This is a genomic window from Eubacterium sp. BIOML-A2 (assembly GCF_009680135.1).
GTDB classification, from domain to species: domain Bacteria; phylum Bacillota; class Clostridia; order Lachnospirales; family Lachnospiraceae; genus Faecalicatena; species Faecalicatena contortus_B.
Map to the genome: position 1 here is coordinate 425 of NZ_WKZK01000013.1, position 22,130 is coordinate 22,554.

The 22,130-nt window shown below is 47.7% G+C and carries 20 protein-coding genes; 3 read left to right on the plus strand and 17 right to left on the minus strand.

What is annotated here, in order from left to right:
* Window positions 1-129 precede the first annotated feature (129 nt).
* The 5 genes from GKG43_RS06770 to GKG43_RS06790 are packed head-to-tail and all read right to left on the minus strand — an operon-like array spanning window position 130 to window position 6,890.
* Window positions 130-1,695 (minus strand): FGGY-family carbohydrate kinase, encoded by a 1,566-nt coding sequence (locus GKG43_RS06770; RefSeq protein WP_055153938.1) that lies wholly within the window; start codon window positions 1,693-1,695, stop codon window positions 130-132.
* Between the two features lie 47 nt (window positions 1,696-1,742).
* Window positions 1,743-3,506 carry an FAD-binding oxidoreductase gene (locus GKG43_RS06775; protein WP_243125827.1) on the minus strand — a complete coding sequence of 588 codons (1,764 nt, stop codon included), beginning with the start codon at window positions 3,504-3,506 and terminating at the stop codon, window positions 1,743-1,745.
* Entirely contained in the window at window positions 3,479-3,871 is a 393-nt protein-coding gene (locus GKG43_RS06780; protein WP_050639664.1) for a DUF1667 domain-containing protein, read from the minus strand. The genes GKG43_RS06775 and GKG43_RS06780 overlap by 28 nt, the downstream gene beginning before the upstream one ends.
* The gene (locus GKG43_RS06785; protein ID WP_055153942.1) at window positions 3,868-5,157 is read right to left on the minus strand and encodes an FAD-dependent oxidoreductase; all 1,290 of its coding nucleotides are present in this window, start codon (window positions 5,155-5,157) and stop codon (window positions 3,868-3,870) included. Before GKG43_RS06785 ends, GKG43_RS06780 begins: the two co-directional genes overlap by 4 nt.
* Window positions 5,154-6,890, minus strand: coding sequence for an NAD(P)/FAD-dependent oxidoreductase (locus tag GKG43_RS06790; protein ID WP_055153944.1), 1,737 nt, complete (start codon window positions 6,888-6,890; stop codon window positions 5,154-5,156). Before GKG43_RS06790 ends, GKG43_RS06785 begins: the two co-directional genes overlap by 4 nt.
* A gap of 330 nt (window positions 6,891-7,220) precedes the next feature.
* Between GKG43_RS06790 and GKG43_RS06795 the strand changes: the two genes are divergently transcribed.
* Entirely contained in the window at window positions 7,221-7,745 is a 525-nt protein-coding gene (locus GKG43_RS06795; RefSeq protein ID WP_055153946.1) for a type II toxin-antitoxin system PemK/MazF family toxin, read from the plus strand.
* Window positions 7,746-8,382: 637 nt separating this feature from the next.
* Here the strand turns inward: GKG43_RS06795 and GKG43_RS06800 are convergent.
* The 6 genes from GKG43_RS06800 to GKG43_RS06820 all read right to left on the minus strand — a co-directional run bounded on the left by GKG43_RS06800 (window position 8,383) and on the right by GKG43_RS06820 (window position 13,914).
* On the minus strand, window positions 8,383-9,753 hold the full coding sequence (locus GKG43_RS06800; protein ID WP_055153948.1) for a sodium-dependent transporter: 1,371 nt from the start codon (window positions 9,751-9,753) through the stop codon (window positions 8,383-8,385).
* Window positions 9,754-9,981: 228 nt separating this feature from the next.
* The gene (locus tag GKG43_RS06805) at window positions 9,982-10,518 is read right to left on the minus strand and encodes a GyrI-like domain-containing protein (RefSeq protein WP_070102452.1); all 537 of its coding nucleotides are present in this window, start codon (window positions 10,516-10,518) and stop codon (window positions 9,982-9,984) included.
* A 91-nt stretch (window positions 10,519-10,609) separates the two neighbouring features.
* Entirely contained in the window at window positions 10,610-10,858 is a 249-nt protein-coding gene (locus GKG43_RS23675; protein ID WP_334291946.1) for a 4Fe-4S binding protein, read from the minus strand.
* Window positions 10,851-10,994 carry a DUF4337 domain-containing protein gene (locus GKG43_RS22885; protein WP_167702502.1) on the minus strand — a complete coding sequence of 48 codons (144 nt, stop codon included), beginning with the start codon at window positions 10,992-10,994 and terminating at the stop codon, window positions 10,851-10,853. The genes GKG43_RS23675 and GKG43_RS22885 overlap by 8 nt, the downstream gene beginning before the upstream one ends.
* Window positions 10,995-11,429: 435 nt before the next feature.
* A complete protein-coding gene (locus GKG43_RS06815; protein WP_055153949.1) occupies window positions 11,430-12,584 on the minus strand; it encodes an alpha/beta hydrolase in 1,155 nt (384 codons plus the stop codon).
* A 295-nt stretch (window positions 12,585-12,879) separates the two neighbouring features.
* On the minus strand, window positions 12,880-13,914 hold the full coding sequence (locus tag GKG43_RS06820; RefSeq protein WP_242857609.1) for a MerR family transcriptional regulator: 1,035 nt from the start codon (window positions 13,912-13,914) through the stop codon (window positions 12,880-12,882).
* Window positions 13,915-14,030: 116 nt separating this feature from the next.
* Between GKG43_RS06820 and GKG43_RS23290 the strand changes: the two genes are divergently transcribed.
* Both GKG43_RS23290 and GKG43_RS23295 read left to right on the plus strand, forming a co-directional pair.
* On the plus strand, window positions 14,031-14,327 hold the full coding sequence (locus GKG43_RS23290) for an Rpn family recombination-promoting nuclease/putative transposase (RefSeq protein WP_243125828.1): 297 nt from the start codon (window positions 14,031-14,033) through the stop codon (window positions 14,325-14,327).
* Window positions 14,324-14,686: a hypothetical protein gene (locus GKG43_RS23295; protein WP_243125829.1), complete on the plus strand. Its 363-nt coding sequence runs from the start codon at window positions 14,324-14,326 to the stop codon at window positions 14,684-14,686. The genes GKG43_RS23290 and GKG43_RS23295 overlap by 4 nt, the downstream gene beginning before the upstream one ends.
* Before the next feature lie 413 nt (window positions 14,687-15,099).
* On the opposite strand, the gene GKG43_RS06830 is transcribed toward GKG43_RS23295, so the two are convergent.
* The 6 genes from GKG43_RS06830 to GKG43_RS06855 form a co-directional block, all read right to left on the minus strand.
* The gene (locus GKG43_RS06830) at window positions 15,100-16,074 is read right to left on the minus strand and encodes an ABC transporter permease (protein ID WP_129878886.1); all 975 of its coding nucleotides are present in this window, start codon (window positions 16,072-16,074) and stop codon (window positions 15,100-15,102) included.
* Window positions 16,075-16,086: 12 nt separating this feature from the next.
* Window positions 16,087-17,085 carry an ABC transporter permease gene (locus tag GKG43_RS06835; protein ID WP_050639655.1) on the minus strand — a complete coding sequence of 333 codons (999 nt, stop codon included), beginning with the start codon at window positions 17,083-17,085 and terminating at the stop codon, window positions 16,087-16,089.
* Window positions 17,082-18,578, minus strand: coding sequence for a sugar ABC transporter ATP-binding protein (locus GKG43_RS06840; protein ID WP_129878887.1), 1,497 nt, complete (start codon window positions 18,576-18,578; stop codon window positions 17,082-17,084). The genes GKG43_RS06835 and GKG43_RS06840 overlap by 4 nt, the downstream gene beginning before the upstream one ends.
* Before the next feature lie 129 nt (window positions 18,579-18,707).
* Window positions 18,708-19,772: an autoinducer 2 ABC transporter substrate-binding protein gene (locus GKG43_RS06845; RefSeq protein WP_243125830.1), complete on the minus strand. Its 1,065-nt coding sequence runs from the start codon at window positions 19,770-19,772 to the stop codon at window positions 18,708-18,710.
* A gap of 107 nt (window positions 19,773-19,879) precedes the next feature.
* The gene (locus GKG43_RS06850) at window positions 19,880-20,875 is read right to left on the minus strand and encodes a VOC family protein (RefSeq protein WP_129878888.1); all 996 of its coding nucleotides are present in this window, start codon (window positions 20,873-20,875) and stop codon (window positions 19,880-19,882) included.
* 3 nt (window positions 20,876-20,878) lie between these two features.
* A complete protein-coding gene (locus GKG43_RS06855; protein WP_129878889.1) occupies window positions 20,879-21,898 on the minus strand; it encodes a Gfo/Idh/MocA family oxidoreductase in 1,020 nt (339 codons plus the stop codon).
* Window positions 21,899-22,130 lie beyond the last annotated feature (232 nt).

The window sequence follows — 22,130 nt, forward strand, 5'->3', positions numbered from 1 at the left end:
GGGCTGTTTCCCGCCTAGAATTTCTTAGGTCCGCGGCCGCATTTTTGAAAGGACATGGATGTTCTCCGGGAGGTTTTCGGCTATCCCTTCATGGAGCGTCCCCATCCGTGCCGCGACTAAAGCGCGTCACTAACTCCCGATTTTCTTGTGATATATTTCATGCAGCTTTTCGTATAGCGGCACCAGCTTCCCGTATATATTTTGATACACATCATGATAAAGATCGTGATATATTTGGTGTTGATTCATATCCGGTTCAAATACATCTTTCAGGTGCACCATAGACTCCTGCGCTTCCTCGTAATTTATAAACTCTCCCATGCCTACGAATGCCGCCATAGCACTCCCTATTCCAGTGGCCTCATGGCTCTGCATTCGTTTGACCGGTATGCCGAACATGTCGGCCGTGATCTGGCATATTTCATCGCTTTGGGATCCTCCGCCTCCCAGCCTGATCTCTTTGAATGTGTGGCCGGAACGTTTTTCCAGTAAGCGCATGCCGTCCATCAGGGCGAAGTTGATGCCTTCTATGATTGCGCGGTACAGATGAATCCTTGTGTGCTGGTCGGAGAATCCTATGATGGCTCCTCTGGCTACCGGCATCGTCACGTTTGGTGTGAAGTAGGGCTGGAAGAGGAGGCCACCGCAGCCTGCCGGAACCTCTTTCAGACGCTTGTTCAGCAGCTGTTCTGCAGTTACGCCCAGCAGCTCCGCCTGTTTTACCTCTTTTTCGGCAAATTCTTTTTTGAACCAGGATATCAGCCAGTATCCCCTGTAAATCTCGATTTCCGGGTTGTACCAGCCAGGGATTACGGACGGATAAGGCGGAATAAAACGCTCCGGTTCGAGATAGCGGCTGATGTTGAATGTGATTGTGGCTGTGGTGCCGAACCCAATGGCGGCTTTCTCCTTGGAAATGCAGCCCAGGCCCAGTATTTCACAGGCTTTATCTGAGCCGGATGCCAGCACCGGAAGACCTTCCCTGAGGCCGGTATCCTCCGCCGCCTTCCTCGTGATATTCCCCAATAGCTCCCCGGATTCCCTGACCTCGCAAAGCTTATCCGGTTCCACATCGAATACCGGGCGGGTCAGAGCCCCTTTCCGCTGCCAGTTCCTGCACTGGCTGTCTATCGGTAGGCGCCCCACCAGGCAGGCTGCTGCATCCGTCATATTGCCCGTCAGGAGAAATGTCAGATAACCGCTGAGCAGAAGATATTTCTCTGTCCTGGCCCAGATATCCGCCTCTTTCTGCATGATCCAGTTGCAGTGTGCTTTCTGGTACTGGACTTTTGCAGTCTCTTCCATCCCTACGGCCTTAAGCATCATCCGTGTGACCTGTGAAAACTTGGGGCCGCCTTCCGCTTTTCTTTTGTCCAGCCAGACGATTGCAGGGCGCAGGGGCTTTCCCACTTTATCCACACAAATAACCGTGTCGCGGATCGTCGTCACAGAAACGGCTTCAATCCGATCCCACAGGCTGGTTTCAGCCTTTAATTTCTGCGCAGCTTCACAGATACTGCGGTAATAAAAGTCCGCATCCTGCTCGGCCCAGTCAGGTTCTCTGGAAATGTAGGGCGGATCATGCCTGATCTGTCCCTTTCCCAGTATCTCCCCCCGGTTGTTGATCAACAGAGCGCGGGAACTCTGGGTTCCCACATCAAAGGTCAGTACGATCCTTTCTTCTTTTACTCCCATGGTCTTCCCTCCATAAGGATACGCTTATTTCACCAGTCCCGGATGTCCTAATGAATATCCTCTCTCAAAAAGCGCTTTTCCTCTTCCGGCAGATCCAGCCCCAGCGTCCCGCCCGGATTCATGTTATATCCGGGGTCAAAATAATTCTTCAGGGCGCGGATGACGCCATACTCATTGCGTCCAATCTGGCCTTCCAGCCACGGTGCGAACATCTTTCCGATGCCATGATGATGGCTCATGGCTGCCCCGGACTTCTGAATTGCATCCAGAATAGTTGCATGATATGCCTTAAATGCCTCTGCATCGTCCATTCGTGTGATGAAAATAAAATACAGATTGGCCCCCTGCGGATAACAGTGGGACATATGCGTTGTTACAATCGTATTAGGCAGGGCATGGCAGACCTTGCGCACCTCTTCATGCACTCTGCCCATATTGGACCAGTTCACGGAGCACTCCAGCGTGTCTGTCATAATGCCAAAGTCCAGCAGCGTATCTCTGAGATACGGATCTGTAAACCTGCCCTTTTCCCAGCTCTTTGTCACGAAAGAAGTCAGGCTCATTCCGCCGTACTCCTTTGCGATTCTGCGGATATTTTTAGCCACATTTTCGGAAAATCCCTTCTCCCCATCCGTAAATCCCAGGAACAGGCAGCGCTCCATGTCCGCATATCCGCGGGTATCCAGCAGTTTCCACAGGGGCGTCTCGTCTACATTATAGAGCCGGAGCATCAGATTCGTTTCTTCCGGGTCAGACAGTCGGAATACAGAGGAGTATCCGGCCTCGCACTGCATCATTTCCCTTGCCGCCTCCTGGGCGGTCCTCCAGTCTTTGAATATATAAGAAAACCGTTTTCTGTTCTCTGGCATATACCGGAACACTTTCAGCGTCACCTCTGTCAGTACGCCGAAAGTCCCCTCGCTTCCCATCATAATCTCATTCAGGTTCGGGCCGGTTGCCTCCCGTGGATAATGACTGGTCTGCATATTTCCGATTGGCGTCGCATATTTCTGTGAAAGCACAATATCGGTAATACATCCATAATAGGTACTGTTCTGCCCTGCCCCCCTGGTAACGACCCAGCCGCCCACGCTGCTGTACTCAAAGGACTGCGGAAAATGGCCGCAAGTATAGGCGCGTTTTGCACCCATGAGTTTCTGGGCATGATTCAGCGCTCTTTCCAGTTTCGGTCCGGACATGCCGCTCTGCACGGTGATTGTCTGGTCCTTCTCATTGAAAGAGACGATCTTGTTATAGCGTTTTCGCATATCCAGGGAAACTCCGCCCTTTACCGGTTCCACGCCGCGGGTCACACTGCTTCCTCCTCCGTACACATAAAGAGGGATACTGTGTTTTGTGCAGTATGCTACGATCTCTTCGATCTGCTTCGTGGTGCCCGGATATACAACCACATCGGGCAGATTTTCAATCTTGCGCTGTCTCAGCCTGGCCGCATCATAACCGGTCTTCCCGTATGCCACTGCAAGCCTTGGGTAATCCTCCGCGGTAACGAATTCCTCTCCCACAATTTTCTTCAGCGCTTCCATATGCTCCTGCGCCAGATCACACGGAACGTCCAGCTTCACCGGATCCATCCCAATGTCTCCGTCATAAGAACTGAAATCCTCATCCGTCATATTAAATATCTGTTTCATCATTTTATAAAGGGATTCCTTCGGATACTTCACATATTCCGGATCCCCCCACCGGAAAATAGATCTGTAACTATCCTTTGGCGCAGGTGTTTTCACCCATTTTGGTTCAAAATCTTTGTACGGCTTGCTCATAGCTGCTCTTCTCCCTTCTGGCATATACTGTTCTCTTCTTTTAGAATACCGCTCGTCACGATCACGTCCACACCAAGTCCCAGCACATTTCTAATGACCGGAGTGCCCGCTGCAAATCTGTCCCGGACCGTCACTTTATTAATTTCCCTCATCACATCAAAAATCCGTTCTTTCGGAATCTCCGCCGAAACCCGCACGGAGATCACAGGCGCTTCCGGAAAAACCGTACTCACAGTGGTGCTGATTGTGCGCATGGGATGCGTCATTTCTTCTATGGCAAAGTGTTCTCCCCTTTTACACTGGTTGCCCCGGACAATCCATTTTCCGTCTTTCTCCTCTGCTTCAAGGCGGCATCCGTTCGGGCATACAATACAGGTTAACTCTTTCATGCTCCCGCCTCCTTTCGGACTGCAGCTTCAATCCTGCTGCCCGGCGCTGCCCCGAACAGGCTCAGCTCCAATTCCAGCCGTTCCATCTCCGGCGGCTTCAGATTCCGGTACTTTTTGATAAAAACCTCTTTTCCATTCACGGTGAACACAAAGTTTCCAACTGCAACACTCTCCCTGCTGCGGAAATAGAAAACCACCTTCTCACCGCCTGTACCTATGCGCAGCTTCTGTGGAACAATATACTGCAGGGAAGAATCCACGGACAGCTCCAGCTCCGCTGCCTTTTCGGCTGTACCGCTGCCGCCGCAGGATGCTTCAAATGCGTATTTTGCGGCGGCAGTTCCAGCCAGTTCGCCGCTCTCAGACACATAGTCCACCAGATCATTGACATGCAGTGCGTTCCCACAGGAGAAAGCGCCTGCAGTCTCCGTCATGAAATGATTATCGCAGAAAGGACCCTTTGTACGGCTGTCCAGCCTGATCCCCAGTTTTTCCGCCATTTCATTCTCTGGTATCAAACCCACAGACAAAATTAATGCATCGCATGCTATTCTTTTTTTGGTGGATTCTATTGGGTTCATATGCTCATCCACTTCCGCCACCTCTACTGCCGTCAGTCGTTCCTCCCCGAATACTCTTGTGACCGTATGGGACAAATGAAGAGGAATATCGTAATCCTCCAGGCATTGTATAATATTTCTCGTAAGTCCCGAGGGCTGCGGCTTCACCTCGTAGACTCCCAGCACCCGGGCGCCTTCCAGCGTCAGCCGCCTTGCCATGATCAGTCCGATATCACCGCTGCCCAGAATCACACAGCGCTCTGTCGGCATCTTCCCCTGCAGATTCACAAAGTGCTGGGCCGTTCCAGCCGTCATAATTCCAGCCGGGCGGGTACCGTGAATCTGCACCTGCTTTGCCGTTCTCTCCCTGCAGCCCGTGGCAAGTACCAGCGCTTTTGCCATGTACTGCTGCACACCCCGCCGGTTTACAGCTGTCAGCGCAAACACTCCGTCCTTCTTTTCCATCTTTGTTACAAAGGTCAGAAGCTCTGCTTCTATTTTCCTTTCCCGGAATTCGCCTAGAAAACGTTCCACATATTCCGGCCCGGAGAGCTTCTCTCCAAAGCGAACCAGCCCAAAGCCATCATGGATGCACTGCTTCAAAATACCGCCCAGCCTTGCCTCTCTCTCTAGCAGCAGAACTTTTGCCCCCTGCTTATCCGCCGATATGGCTGCCGCCAGACCTGCGGGGCCGCCGCCGATTATTATGACATCATACGCTTTCATATCTCTGCCGCCTCCCCCGACTTTTGTATTTTCTTCGTATCGCGCAGAAGGATTTCGGTTCCCTCCCCTGCTTTTCTCACCTGCTCTTCCGGAACCCGCAGATATTCACTGATGATCTTCGTCACAAGAGGCATGCAGAATCCTCCCTGGCATCTCCCCATCCCCGGTCGGACCCTTTTTTTAATCCCATCAACCGTAGGTACACATATCGGAGACTTCAGGGCATCCAGTATTTCCCCTTTACTGATTTCTTCACAACGGCAGACGATCTCTCCATAATCAGGATTTTCCCGAATTAGGTGGTTCCTTTCTTCATCAGAAAGCCTGCTCAGAACCGGAGGCGCCTTGCGCACGGGATCAAAATCCGGATTGGGCTCTACTTTCCTCTTCTTTTCCAGTGCTTCCACTACCATCTTTTCGACGTCCAGCGCCACTGCCGGCGCCGTCGTCAGCCCCGGTGACTGTATGCCGGCACAGTGGATCAGGTTCCGGGTTTTATGTCCCTTTTCAATAATAAAATCTTCCTCAAAGGTCGCGGCCCTGACGCCGGTAAAATAGGTAATAATATCCCGTTCACTCAGTGCTTTCGCAGTCATTTTCTGTTTTGCAAAAACGGCATCAATGCTGTTTTTGCTTGTGGCATAATTCTCTTTTTCCGGCGTCTCTACCGCATTGGGCCCGACCAGCAGATTATCATGTACTGTGTGGAGGATTCCGCCTCCCTTTGTGTGAGAGGCGTTCGTCTTCCATGTTTTTATGGATGAGATCCCCATCACAAGAGAGCCGGCCTTCTTATCCAGTATGGAGTTCGTTCCCCGCCTCGGGTGAATCGAATAAAACCTGTCGCCCGCCATTTCCGCAATGTCTTCGGCAAGCACTCCTGCCGCGTTGACCACGATTTCAGGATAAATCCTGCCTCTGTTTGTCTCCACGGAAACGATCTTTCCATCTGTCAGTTCCATTCCCAGCACCGCCGTGTTCAAAGATATCCTGGCTCCGTTCTCAACCGCATTTTCCCCATAGGCGATCGTGAGTCCGTACGGGCAGACACAGCCAGCCGAGGAATTGTACATGGCAAACTTAAATTCCGGATTCAGATTCGGCTCTCTGTCTGCCAGTTCTTTTCTGCTCATCATGCGGGTATCCGTCACTTTACATATGTGTTTTCTCTGCCAGGCATAGGCCCATACGGCAGGATACATCCACCAGTCTGTGAAACCGACATACTGCCCGCAGCGCTCGAAAGGAACACTTAAGTCTCTGCAGACCCTGTCATACATCTTATTGCCAAGCAGGACATAATGCTGCTTTAGGCTGCCCTTATTCAAATCCACTCCCGGGTGGACCTCCCCGTCATTCCTGCCGGACGCCTGCACAGCCAGATCCGCCTCTTTGTCTACAAGCAGAATGTCCAGTTTCCATTTAGACAGTTCTCTTGCAATACTCGTTCCCGAAATACCGCCCCCGATGATCAGGACATCCGGACGGCTCCCCTCCAGCGACTGGTCCCGAAACGACGGAAGCCGCACAGGAGGTCTTTCTGCTCCCTCCAGACAGATATCATTTACCACATGCATGCCGGACTTTTTGTCCACACACATACAGCATGCCGCCACGATATCATCCCAGCTCTTCAACTGCCCGGAGACGACGATACATCCATCCTCCACCCGAACCGTGACGGCGGAACCATAACGGCTGCCAAGCTTCTTTCGAAGCGATTTAACATTCATGAAATCCCTTCCTTCCCCTTTTATTCCGATATCTCCGGACGCCCACCCGAAGTCATGTTATTTTCTGTATGATAGCACTTCAATGTATGTATTTTCATACTATTTATACCATATTGACATTATACGTCAAATTATCAGACATTTCCACCCCCACTTTTGTTGGGGACGCCAGTGCAAAGAGGAAGTTCTGCCGCGGAGTGGGGAGGAAAGAAGGCCGGCTTACTGAAAGCTGATCATTTGCGGAGAACGGCTAAATAAAACGCGGATATTCTGCGTAATGTTGTTATCCCAATTATCGACTACTAAGCTCTCTATGGGTCGTGTATAGCAATGGCATCTAAGTCATTTAAAGTCGCCTATGGGGAGGAGACAAATGCCCGTCCATGTGTAATTCTACAGCATAACTCTGCAAATAAATCTTCACCTAACACGATAGTAGCACCTATCACACATACAACCTCATCCTTGCCGATTGTTATTCCAATTGTAGATAAATTGGACTCTAACGGTGATGTAGTATTAGACGGCAATGTACTCCTAGGTAATATTGTATGTATCAGCAAAGCACGGCTTGGTGATTATGTAGTAAATCTTACTCCTGATGAAATGAAAAAAATTGATTATGCAATTTCATTATCCCTCGACTTAAATCATTACTATCAAACCATGCAGAATACCTTTAACGATAAACTTCAATACATAGAAAAGTTGAAAAATATAAGAAACGATTTAAATAAAGAGATAGCCAGTTACCAACTAATTCTAGCTAACTATCAGGCTCTTTTAGATAAATTCGATTTTTCAGATATTAAGGCTCTGGAAAACTTTTTAGAAAAACATTCAAAAAATACGTAGACAAAACATCTAGTTCATGCTAATATAAGAATACAAGAAGATTACTCACGGGCGGGGTAATATTATTATTTTTCAAATAAGGTGACTACGAGTGAGTTCCCTTTATTATTATAATTTAAGTATATTTTTCATTAGTTATACATATGAATATTATTACAATAATCTTCGGACGGGTGCCGAAGATACTATTGTATCAAGTAAGGGAGTCACGGGCGGGCTCCCATTTTTTAATGGTACATTTAAATCAATATACTAATTGAACTATATCCCCTTACACTTACATAGGTTAAGTATTCGTTAACTTGTATTGAGTTTGGCCTCTTAGTATATCTTTTTCCAAATAATAAGGGTTTTGTTTGATTGCGTCTTTTATTCAACAAAGCCCTTATTTTTGAGCGATCTGGCATTACCTCATCCCACTAACTGCGGAAACTTATCCATCTCACCTTCCCCAAAACACAACATCATATCTCTCTAAAGATCCCGTAAACGCCCGTAATAACAAGGCTTCCACACAAGAAGCACGGCGGTTTCAACATAATCGCTCTGGGTAAATCTTTAGAAAGAACAGGCGGTCGAATGCGGCACCTTATAAAATACGCACATATTGCTATAAAACTTTTTCATTTTATATCCGTTATTTATGGAACAGTGACCAGTATCCTTGTACGAAAATGAACAGTACCACCAGGGGCAGGATATAGGAAACATAGATTCTGGCCCATTTTGGAAATTTAATTCCGGCGCCTGTGTTGGCTTCTTTACAGAAGTTTTTCCATCCCCATCCGATGCGGCTGGTGCAGAACAGGAGGTAGATCAGGCTGCCCAGAGGGAGGAGATTGTTGCTTACGAGGAAGTCTTCAAAGTCCAGTACGTTTGTGCCTGCACCCATGGGGGCGAAGCCGCTCCAGATGTTGAAGCCCAGTACACATGGTAGGGAGAGGACGATAATCGCTCCCAAGTTGGTGAGCACTGCTTTCCCACGGCTGCATCCCGTCAGATCCATGGCAAAGGATATGATATTTTCAAATACTGCAATGATTGTCGAGGCGGCTGCGAAAAACATGCAGAGGAAAAATAAAGTTCCCCAGATCCGCCCTCCGCTCATGGAATTGAAAATGTTGGGAAGGGTAATGAAGATCAGGCTTGGCCCGCTGTCCGGCTTTACCCCAAATGCAAAACACGCAGGGAAGATAATCAGGCCTGCAACCAGGGCCACACATGTATCCAGAACCGTAACGCAGACAGCCTCTCCTGTCAGGGTTCTCTTCTTATCTATATAACTTCCAAATATGGCGATCGCTCCAATACCAAGGCTCAGGGTAAAAAACGCCTGTCCCATGGCCGCGAATACCACATCCATAATCCCGGCTTCTTTTACCTTTGAAAAGTCAGGGGACAGATAGAAACGCAGACCCTCTCCTGCACCCTCAAGAGTTGCGGAACGTACTGCCAGTATAATCATCAGCGCCAGCAGAATCAGCATCATCACTTTCGTGATTTTTTCCACGCCTTTCTGCAGGCCCTTGCTGCAGATTCCAAAGCAAAGTGCTACTACAATGATCATGCAGACAGCCATAAGAACCGGACGGGCGGTCAGCGCGCCGAACTCACCGGCAATCTCTTCTGCGTTCAGACCCTCGAATCTGCCGCCTGCCATTTTAATAAAATACAGCAGCATCCAGCCTCCGATTGTCGTATAGAACATCATCAGAAGATAGTTGCCTGCCATTGCACCGTACTTATACCAGTGCCACTTTGTCCCTTCAGGCTCCAGCCTGTCAAAGGATAAGGCAGCGCTCACCTGGCTTGCTCTCCCTACGGCAAACTCCATTACCATAATCGGCAGCCCCAGAACCAATAGGAAAAACAGATAAATCAATACAAACGCAGCCCCTCCGTACTGCCCCGTAATGAAGGGGAACCGCCAGACATTACCCAGACCGATGGCGCATCCTGCTGATATCAGGATAAATCCCAGCCTGGAACCAAACTTTTCTCTTTTCATTTCACTCTCAAACCTCTCTTTAGTTTTGCTTGCCTCAAATCTGCTTTTTCTCTGCAATGCGCTGAAATGCAGACTTTTCAATACATCAAGAATAATCTTACGGCATTGGGTTTTGTATGTCAAGCGGGATGTTTTTAGGAAAAGGAGGCGAAATGAAAGGATAGACAGGAAAGACTGCCAAATGCTGAATCAGATCATCTTCTCTTTAAACCGGAATTGAAAGTGCTGTTAAATCAATTCTAAAGCTCTTTTATACATTGGGTCTAATTCGCAACCGCAGCTTCCATATTCTTCGTCTGCCTGTTTGATTGGCATTGACATTTGAGTGAGATACTCTGCTTCTGGCCGTTCAGTATCATTCAAATAATAATAGTAAATTGAGCCTTGCGGTTCATACCCATTTTCTTTTACCCATTCAAATATATCCATCAGCGTAGGGTCTTGCTTCTCATAAGGGCCTAAATCAATTGCCGATACGACCTTTCGGGTTGGTATCATATTGCATAGCATAATATCTCTATTCTCAATTTTTTGAGCAATTTGCCAACCCATTTCCACATCAAGGCTTTCCAGCTCTTGATTATGGAAGCAGACAACGGGGCCGCTTATGGGATATACATTCATTTCATTCAAGTAATCGCCAGTCAACGCAAACGCCTGCATTGCAAAATCTGAATAGTCTTTCATAAAATTAATCGTCTTACGAATTGTTAGCGTGTAATGCTCCGGCTCTTGTTTAATTTCAATGTTTGATATTCGTGACATATAATTATCCTCCTGCTTTTATCAACTATTTTCCGATCTAACCGGCGTTTCTCCATAAAATGCCGCAAAATATAATCGCCTGATTTACCCGTTACAGGTTATTCTCAATTCTGCATTGTTCATGCAAGGTATCGCCTAACAGCGTAATCGCCTGATGCTGACAATGACTGATGCAGCGATAACACATGGTGCATCGATTGTGATGTACCGCCATTTGATTTTCAACTGACAAATTGCCCATTGGACACAGCGTCGTGCATACACTGCAGCCCACGCATTTTATTTCTTTATACCAACAATTTTCAGTTTTTTTCCGCCAAACTGGAATTTGTTTACTCATGTTCCATAAATCCAATGAGTGAAAAAATCAATCCTACAATACCAATCCCCATAGTAAGCAATCCCATTCCTGATGAAGAAAGAGAGATTACGATAGCGAAGAGTAATATTGAAATCCCTAATCCGATTTTTTTCATTGTTAATTCTCCTTTGCAATTCTGATTTGTCAACTTCTCTATAATTCTCAGCTTCCTGTTATATTGAGAAGTTAACTGTTCAGCAGCGTTGTTAAATCCTCTATAGAAACGTCCATTTTTGCAGAAGTTTCTTTCATAGTCATACCAGAAGTAAGAAAGCAATTTACAACCATTTTCATAGCTTTGCCTAATTTAGATACCGCTGCATTGTTCAATGCGCTTATTATAGCACACCAAGCACGACATATAGGCGTCATGTTTGATGTGACTGTAAGTTCAACTAAACCCTTCTGGCCATTGTACTCCTTAATCAAAATTGTTCATATCCACCAATCGGGAGTAAGTTCCCCAAGTGTAACAACCTTTTCTGTTTCAAAGTCAAGGAAAATTTCAATCTCCCGATAGTTTTCAGGCATAAGCTGAACCATCAGTTCTCTACAAGCACCACATGATGGAACCGGATGGTGCCGTCAGGCCGTAGAGCGCACAACCCTCGTTTTTCAGCACCTCCCGTCTCACAATCTCCATGAAGCGCTCCGGCTCTTCCAGAAATGGGCTGTGGGCGGATTCTTCAAAACTATAAAACGCCTTATGCGGCGCTTGCAACTGTTCAAAATATGCCTTTGACAAGTCGAAGGATACCTGCCTGTCATAGGACCCGTGGAAGATATACACGGGAATCTCCAGGGCCGGAACTGTTTCGTTCAAATCAGTGGTATACTGCGCTTGATTCATTGGCTGTTCCAGACTGAGCAATGCCCCCATTGCATAGCCGTATTTATCCTTTATCGTATATTCCTTCGCGCTCATAACAGGCATCAGCAGTTCCATTTTGGATTTGGCAATGTGGTATACACCATATCCATATTTACTCAGCAAATCTGAGCGGAGCATAAGATACTCCGTCGTTACATCGGAGGGGACCGTCAATGTATACTTTTTCAGCTTGTCTATGGCCTGCTGGTCATTTTTTTCCTCTGCGGCTGCAAGCAGAACATCATAGCTCAATTTTTCAGATTCAAATTGATTGACGACCTGCCCGATTCCCAGGTAAGCCTTATATAGTTCAGGATGTTCATATGCAGCATGGATTCCCAGGAAGGACCCCCATGAGTGACCCATGATATATATTTTTTCTTTGCCAAACCGCTCCCGCAGGTAATTCGTAACCTCTATGGTGTCGGACACCATCTGCTCCAGCGTGATGCTGCCCTTGGGAATCGAGGAGGAGTATGACATGCCGCTTCCTCTCTGCTCCCAATAACAAACTGTGAACGCTTCCTCCAGCTTTACCCCCGCCTCTTTTGCCATGACATATTCGGGGTTTCCCGGCCCGCCGTGCAAAAACAGCAGTATGGGGTTATCTTGATTTATCCCCTGGATGATCATGCCCTGCTCCACGCCGCCAATAGGCATCCGCACGATCTCCGATATACTGCCTTCTATGGGCTTTCCGTTTGTATGAGCCTGCGGCTCGATCCTGCCCGGACTATTGAGCCACAACAATATGAACAACAGGACAATGAATGCGACAAGCGTGCCCAACAGAATCACTGTCACCCTTAAAACCTTCTTTCCTTTTAAATTCAATTCCGTTCACCTCTTCTTAGTCTCAGCGCTGTTTCCTCCTAATTTCTTGAGTACTTTTTTCGAATATATCGCAATCCCCATTGAAACCATTCCCGCGCCAATGACCGGGATGGGTTTCCCTCAGCAGATATAAAGGCAGGGAAAATCGCAGAATTGCATTGCCAAATAACGAGACGATTTGGCCCACAACTACAAGCGTATAATCCCTGCCATAGCTTCTGATCTTCACCGCACCACCACCTTTCATAAAATAGTATAAAGGTGGTGGAAGCCCCCAAGTCAATAGGCTTTTTATTTATTTCAGCGGAATCCAAACCTCGTAAAAATTGCGCTCCCCCAATTCAGCCATTTCCACAAATCGGACAAAAATATAGACAACGCCCCGGAAGCTCTCCTGATGATCAGCGGCCCATGTATGGCTTTCAAAAAACATTTTCTCCATCAGAGAATCGTCATGGCTGTCCGCGTCAAAAACCGTATGCAGACACCTGCCGTATTCCAAAGTCAATCTTCCCGCCGCTTTTCTTTCATTAGAAGCCTTACTTACCAGACACATCTTCGTGCCTTTATATCCGGCTGAATCAAAGGTAACGACACGCACCAGGTTCGATAAAATATCTTCTTCCTGTAAATCCAGCGATACTAGTACCCGCTCCTGATACTCTTTCAGAGAGGATACCGCGTCAAAGGTTTCCAAAACCCAATAGGGCGGAAGTTCCTTCACTGAGAATACTTTTTTAGACTGTGCGGCATATTCACAGAACGCTTTTGTCTCTGCCAGCCGCCCCAGAATCCGCTGTCCGGCTCGAATCGTTTCTTCTATATCGCTGATTTTTTTATCCAGCACGTCTAAATCGCTATGCTTCCCGGCTGCTGTCAACTCTCGGATTTCTAACGGCGAAAACCCACGTTTCTTATAAAAGTCAATGGACATCAGGCGGGAAACATCTTCAAAGGTAAATTCCCGGTATTGGCTGCTCTGATTCCGTTCCGGTGCAATCAATCCAATCTCTTCGTAGTAACGCAGGGTTTCCCTCGTAAGGCCAAGATTTTGATATAAATCCTTTGCTCTGTAAACAGTGCTGTTATCTGAATCCAGCTTGTTAATGCTCTGCAAGGCGCCTTGAAGTTCTGGATTGTCCTGAACCATCATCTTATTTTTTCGATAACGGTGGTCACTCGGCTTTTCTGCGTGAGCAGGAATCAGCCATGTTTTCCCCCTCATAATTGCGCCCACAATTTTTCCTGCTTTACAATAGTAAGCAACCATTCTGCTGCTGACATTCCATTTTTTTGCGATTTCATTTGATGTTAAATACTCCAATTCCATTCCCTCCTTCGTCAATTATACTTCGTATATCTGAAATATACAATCAAATCGTTTCCTTGTAGGTTATCCTTTGGGGTGATTTTATAGATATTTTATTTGTAACAGAAAAGAAAATAATGAAAAAGGATTTAAAAGAATCGGCTGAATTTCTTTCCGGGCTGAAAAAAATGGATTTATTATCGCCAGTCCTGAATATTGTTTTTTACTACGGCGAAGAGGACTGGGATGGCAGCCTGGATCTGCACGGACTCCTTGGGATAGACAGGAAAGACTGCCAAATGCTGAAGAAGTATGTCCCAAATTACAGAATCAACCTGATAGATCCGAAAAAATTAGAAAACCTGGAGTGTTTTCAAACTGATTTACAGATCATATTTGACATGTTAAAATATAGAAAACCAAAGAGGATATGAAAGATTATGTGCTGAATCATAACTCATATTTCGCACAAATCGATCAGGATTCCTATAATGCCGTTCGCACAATGCTGGGATCAGCGCAACATCTAAAAGCGTCAATTACGGAAAAAGGAGGAACCATAACTATATGTAAAGCATTGGATGACTTATATCAAGAAGGAATTGGGAAGGGGCTTGAGAAAGGAATCAAAGTACTAGTAAAAGATTATACAGAAGAAGGATACAGTAAGGAAACCATCTTGACCAAACTGTCAAAAGGCTTCTCCTTAACCCCTGAAGATTCCATGAGGTACTATAACAAGTTCGCTCCCTCAACAGATCCACACTCCCTCCAAGGAAATAATAAAAACTAACCAAAATACCACCTATTATAATCAAGACCCAACGTGCAGCCTTTCCATAGTCTGCCCCCGACAGAACTCTCTAAAAATGAAAGAACCATCCTCTCCTCCCGCCAGGATGCACCAGCTCTGCGCCAGGCTTGCCGGGAAGGTTGCGGGGCTGTGTATGTCCTTTCCGTATGCTAGAGTGCGCTTACTGATGCTTAGAGAAAATAATGCCGGGAATGTGGGAGGAAACATGATTCCGAATCATGTTTCCGGATGACCCAGTGAGAGAAATTATCAAATTTCTCTCGCTGTGTCATCCCGTGCCCACATTCCCGGCATTATTATCTCTTAGAATCAGTTGGCAGCACGGGTGCATACGGAAAGGACATACACAGCCCCGCAGCCTTCCCGGCAAGCCTGGCGCAGAGCGTCCCATCTCACTCCCGCCCCCGCTTTCTTCCCCCAATCTGCCCAATTACTATGACTACTATAAGTATCCCCCCCCAGACAAATGTTTTCAAAGAGGAATCGACACGCATGATATTGAACGCACTGGACACCAGCTGCAGCACGATTACAGACAGCAGCACCCCAACTGCGCTGCCCTTTCCCCCATCCGGGTTTGTTCCGCCCAGAACGACAATCAGCAGGGAAAGCAGTGTATAAGAACTGCCATAATCTGTTTTTGCAGAATTGTATCTGGACACCATGATCAATCCGGCCAGGCTTCCCAGCACACCGGATACGGCATACGTCTTGATCGTAACCGCCAGATTATTGATCCCGCTGTACCGTGACGCCATAGAGTTGGTTCCCATATACCGCACATGCTGTCCATATACGGTTGAACGGAGCAGGAAGGAAACAAGCAGGGCGCCCAGGATAAAAAGAATAAATGCAATCGGTACCCTAGCCAGTGTGCCGTTTCCCAGAATGCTGTAGCCTTCCGGAAGCCCAGTGATTGCGGGACCCTTTGTAATCATCAGCCCACAGCCCGTGTACAGCTGCAGTCCGCACAGAGTTACCAGCATGGCGGGGATCTGAAGGTATCCGATCATAAAGCCGTTAAAACAGCCGCAGAGCGCCCCCACTATAACAGCAGCAATGCACCCGAGGAGAATAGACACAGGGCCTCCGCCCATTTTCACCATGATATAGGCTGCAGTGATCCCGGAAAAATTCGCGATTCCAACCAGCGACAGGTCAATCCCGCCCGAGATCATGGCCAGCATCATGCCAAATGAAATCAGGCCGAATTCCGGAAACTGTGTGCACATTCCCTGGATATTTTTTATGCCAAGAAAGGAAGAAGGCGCCAGGACTGCCATGACTCCAAAAATAAGGACGGCAATCAGCAATAGCATCATGCTGTTTTTATCTGAATTTTTCAGTCTGCTTTTTATATTTTCCATCGTGCCACCTTCCTATATTTTCACACTATTTTGTATTTTCTTAGTTCTCAGTGAGGTGATGGATGTACCGGCTACGATCAAAAGCCCTACCACAAATGTCTGTGCATAGGTCGGAACCCCCAGCATGATCAGGTTGTTCTGAATCAGGGCTATCAGCGTGACGCCCAGTATCGTCCCAGATATGGAACCGTGCCCGCCTGTGATTCTCGTGCCGCCCATGACAACCGCCGCAATCACCATCATCTCTGTTCCCATCAAAACCTGTGGATGCGCCTGCCGCATCAGGATCATATAAGTCACGCCGCCGACTCCGGCCAGCGCCCCCGCCAGTATGTACACAAAGGACTGGATAAATACAACCCCAAAGCCTGCAATTCTGGCTGCATTCTTGTCTCCGCCCACCGCATAGATGCCACGGCCCAGCATGGTATATTTCAGGAGAATCCACAGGCCGATATAGATCACAACCGGTATCAGGATCAGTGCCGTCAACTGATATGTAATTCCGCTGTCTCCCACATATTCATAAATGAATACTTTAGACAATCTTCCAAAGCTCTCCGGAAGACGGTTGATTTCCCTGGAGCCAAGGAATGCCAGCGTGGCCCCGTTTGCCACACTGCTCACCCCGAGCGTCGCAATCAGCGGCGGAACTCCGAGTCGTGCAACCAGAACGGAATTGAGAAAACCAAACAGCATACCGATCACGATTGCTATCATAAAAGCCAGCACCACACTGTTAAGCCCTGCTGCATTCATGATCATTGCCGTTGCATACATTGCAAAGCTGGCTACAGCCGGGAAGGAAACATCGATTCCGCCGGAAATGATAACCATCATTTCAAACGCTGCGAATATCAGGGTTACCAGCATGGAACGCAGCAGTGAAACCACCGTGGATGCACTTGCAAATGCCGGATTGACAGCCCCAATAAGAATACACAGGGCGGCAATAATGTATACGACAATCATTTCGTTTGCAGTCAGCCCTCTTTTTATTCTGTCTTTCATACTGTCTCCTCCTCACCTGTAAGCAGCCGGGAAAGCCTTGTCTCATCCAATTCCTTTGAATTGATGCTGCCGGCGGTCTTGCCGTTCTTCATAATCAAAATCTTGCTGCAGTTCTGTATCAACTCGCTGACATCATCCGATATCACAATAATTCCAACGCCCTGCTCCGCCAGTTCCCTCAGTATCTTATGGATGTCTGCCTTAGAACCGATATCCACACCCACGGTGGGGCCGTTGAGCACAAGCAGCGCCGGATTGGTATTCAGCCACTTGGCAATGACCATTTTCTGCGCATTTCCTCCGGAAAGAGTCCGGATCAGCGGTTTCGGCGACTTCGCATTACAGCCGATTTTCCGGATCCATGCCTGCGTCGCGTCATACATCTCCCGGTAGTTCAGCCTGCCCTTTTTCAGATATTTCCGAATGGATGCGGCCACGGTATTCTCCTGGATTGTACAGTCCAGGAAAAGTCCCTGGGTAAGCCGGTCCTCCGGTACATATCCAATTCTCGCTTTCATGGCATCCCCTATGGACTTAATGGATACGGGCTTTCCATTCAGCGTAATCTTTCCCCCGCTGGCCGGAGCAATGCCGAACAGCGCGTCTCCCAGTTCCCCGCGGCCGGAACCCAGAAGCCCTGTGATGCCAAGAACCTCGCCCTTTTTCAGATCAAAGCTGACATCCTTAAATGCACCCTTTCTCGTAAGATTCTCCACTTTCAGAATGACTTCTCTGCTGCCCTCGGGGCGGTAATACACCTCATCCACATCGCGCCCGGTCATGCACTTGATGAACCGTTTTCTGTCAAACTCCTCAATCGGCCCGGTCGCCACGTTCTCACCGTTTCTTAAGATGGTCAGCCTGTCCGCGATCTCATAGATTTCATCCAGTTTGTGATTGACAATCACGATTGCCATGCCCTTTTCCTTCAGATTCCTTATTATGGTGTTGAGCATGCCGACCTCCTTCTGGGTAAGCGCCGTTGTCGGCTCGTCCAGAATCAGCAGTTTGGCATCATTTATAATCGCACGGCAGATCGCCACCATCTGTTTATTGGCTATGGAAAGCCTTTCCACCAGGACATCCGGATCCATATGGGCGCCGATCTGTTCCATTGCACGGATGGCAAGCTCCCTGGACCTTTTCCAGTTCATAGTCTTCGCACCAGTCAGAAGAGCATGATTCATGGCAATGTTCTCGGCTGCCGTCAGGTTGGGAAAGACCGCAAAATCCTGGTAAATCACCTGGATGCCCTTTCGGATCGAATCAATGGGTGTCAGTTTCTCTATCTTTTCCCCTTCAATATAAATGGATCCTGCTGTCGAGTCATGGGCGCCGGAAATCACCTTGATCAGCGTTGATTTTCCGCATCCGTTTTCTCCTGCAAGGCAGTGGATCTCACCGGCCCGGATTTCCAATTCCACGTTTTTAAGCGCCTGGACGCCGCCGAATGTTTTCTTAATGTTTTCTAATCTCAGAAATATTTTATCCATAGTTCTCTTCCACTTCTTTTGAGTACTCCGTGTCTAAGCTGTTAAGTAATGCAGCCTGCTGATAAATATGAAAATAGGTGGGATGCCGCTCCATTGAGAACCTCCCACCCCTGTTTTTTTAACCGTGAATCAGAAATCATATGCTGGATCGTCTACATTGTCTTTCGTCACATCAATCCATGCATTTCCAATCAAAATATTTCCATCCAGCTTCATCTCGTTGTAACCTTCCACACCAAGATCAACACCGTCTTCGATTGTTTCGCCATTGAGGAGCTTTACGGCCGTCTCTACCATGGCTTTTCCTGCAAGGGCCGGGTCCCAGAAGCTGATCATATCAATGGTGCCGTTCTTTACATACTCACCCGCATTGGAAACAAGAGCCGTTCCCACGATCTTAATCTTTCCTGACATTCCCATTTCTTCAACAGCCAGTGCGGCGCCTGCAACGTCCGGCATTGCGGAGCCCTGGATTCCCACGATTCCCGGATTCGCCGTCAGTGCTTCTTTCACTTTATTGTATGCGGTATCCTGGTCGTCGGATGTCTCGATAAGGTCTCCGTATTTTTTCATATCCGGATATTTTTCCTTTTGCACTGCCTCCGCTGCCGCCACCCATTCCATATGAGACGCGCTTGTCAGTGCTCCTACCGTCTGCACATACTCGCCTTTCCCTTGGCAGGAATCGCCAAGCGCTTCCATCAGGTGATTGCCGTACTCGTCGTTATTGAAGGCCTCAATGTCATAATCTGCATTGGTCATACCCGGAGCCTCATGTGTGATCACTACGATGCCCTGATCCCTGGCTTTCTTTAATACCGGCTCCAGTGACTCCGTGGAAAATGGTACTACACAGATGGCATCCACGCCCTGTGAGATTAAATCCTCAATGCACTGTGCCTGCAGCGCGCCGTCTGCCTCGGACGGCCCTGTGAAGAATGCATCCACACCGTTATCTTTTGCGTACTCATCAACGCCCTCTTCCATTCTCTCATACCAGGCCAGCGCCGTCAGCTTTGGTACTACTGCAATCGTGTAATTTCCATCCTCTTTTATATCTGCTTTATCCTCTGTCTGCCCGCTCTCTGCCTTACTGCCGGAATCCTTACCGGAATCCTCGACACTGCCGCATCCTGCCAAAAGTGCTGACGCCATTGCCATACTTAATACCAGACTTACGATTTTCTTTTTCATATTTTATCGCTCCTGTTCTTTTACTTTTCTCCTGAAGATGCGGTCCGCGGGAAACCCTTCCCAGCCCGCTTCTCTGAATCCTCTGCTTAAAACCAGAGATGACTCTCTCATTTCCCGTTCTTTGCGCAGTATACGTAATCCGGCGCTTCAATCCTGCCGCCATTGCCGAATTCCACGATCATGTGGAGGAGATTCTCTGTGCTCATGTAATAATGGCTGTCTCCATCGATCCATCCCGTCTGCATGATCCGGACTTCGTATCCGCTCAGTCTCCTGCATTCCTCTTTGATCTCCTCATCCGGGTATACATCTTTGATATGATGGAACCCGGGGCCATGCTTTTCAAGGAAATCCCAGTAAATGTTATCTCCTTTTATGGGCTGTATGATCTCGATCTCCATGCCGCCAACCCATTTCACTGCACAGATAAAATCAAATCCCTCTGTAATGTGCGCGCCGTTCACCTTAAAGTCTCTTAACTTCTCCGGTGTGAAATGCCTCACATCCCATCCGTCAATTCCAAGATAATAAGCGTAATTCTCCATGTATTTTTCTGCATCGTCCACGACAATTGCAATTTGCTTGATATTCTGCCTGTGGGACACTGGTCTCTTTGCATCCTTTGCCGGATATACTTCCGGGGCCTCGCCGATTCTGCCTCCGTTTCCAAGCTCGAGTGTCAGGCCCAGCTGCTCGTGAGAATCCACATAATAGTGTACATCGTTGTCGATCCACCCCGTCTGCATCACCTTGAGCCCTTTCTCCTCCAGTTCTTTTACATATGCTTTCAGTTCTTCATCATCCGGAATCACAATTTTAAAATGGTGAAGGCCGCTTCCGTATTTTTTCAGATACTCCCAGTAGATATTCGGTCCTTCGACCGGCTGGATCAGTTCATACTCTACATCTCCCTCCCAGGTTACCGCACAGATGAAATCAAATCCCGTTTCAATGTGTTTGTTATGTACATAAAAATCTCTGACGGTATCCGGCGTGAAATGTCGGATATCCCATGGCCCTATTCCAAATTTCTCCCAGTAGTTTTTCATTGCTGCATCCAGATCATCTACCAGAACACAGATTTGTTTGATTGCGCCCTTCATGTCCTAAACTTCTCCTTCCGTGTCTGCCTTGTAATAAATGCCCCAGTCTTTTCTTGTATTTTCTATTAAGGCTGCTATCTTCCTGCTTTCTTCCCAGGTAAAATGCGGGCATTCCAACTCACCGTTTCTAAGGCACTTTTGTACTTCCCTGATCTCAAACTGGAAGCCGGAGGCGGGATATGTCTCCATATACTTTTCCTTAGTACCATCATTCATGACCAGTGTAGCCGTAGTCGGATGCCAGAACTCTGAACCGATTATGATTCTGCCCTCTTCCCCGACAATTTCCGTCTCAGGTGTACTTACCTGATTAAATGCACCTCCAACAAATGCGGCCCCGCCATCTTCGTACTCCAGCAGCATATGGAAACTCTCATCCACTTCCCCGTTAGACTTCATTGTGGAATAAGCCTGAACAGGCCCCTCCGGGAATGCAAGATAAGCCATCGCCAGCGAGTAGATCCCCACATCTCTGAGTGCTCCCGCAGCATGCTGCACACCGCCTTTCCACGGCTGCCAGTCGTCAATGTCCGGTTTGATATCAAAAGACGCGTGTACGGCCAGAGGTTTTCCGATCCTGCCTTTTTCTATCCAATTCCTGGCTTCTATTACCGCCGGGAAGCATCTTGTCCACATTCCCTCCATCACAAAGACCTGTTTCTCCTCTGCTTTTCTGAACACATCATCCAGCTGCCGCAGATTATCTACCATCGGCTTCTCACTCAAAACAGGGATTCCTCTGTCGAGCGCCGCCATGATATATGCATAATGGCAGTCATTCGGAATTGCTATGTACACAACATCGATCTCTTCCTGTTCGAGCATACCCTCAAAGTCTGTATACACCTGAACGCAGCCATATTTCTGGGCAAATGCCCTTCCGCTTACGATACTTCTTGAAACGACTGCCGCAAGCACGGCATCCTCTACTTCCTGCATCCCTTTTGCAAATTCATTGGCGATATAGCCTGTGCCAACGACCGCCCATTTTACCTGTTTCATATTTTGTACCAAGACTTTCAAGCACAAGCCTGCTTGTAGTTGAAAGATGCATACACACAGGGTGATCGGTGTGCCTGCATTTTTTCCTTTCTTCTAAAATTATTTCACCCTTGATTCCTATCCGGATATTTTTACTTTCGCATGCGTTGATTATCTTTTGTTCTGCACCTTTGCTGCAGACCCGCCCGCCAGGGCATGCGTTACGGAGCATTCTCAGTAACAAGTTCGTAATGTTATGTCCTGTCGGCCATAT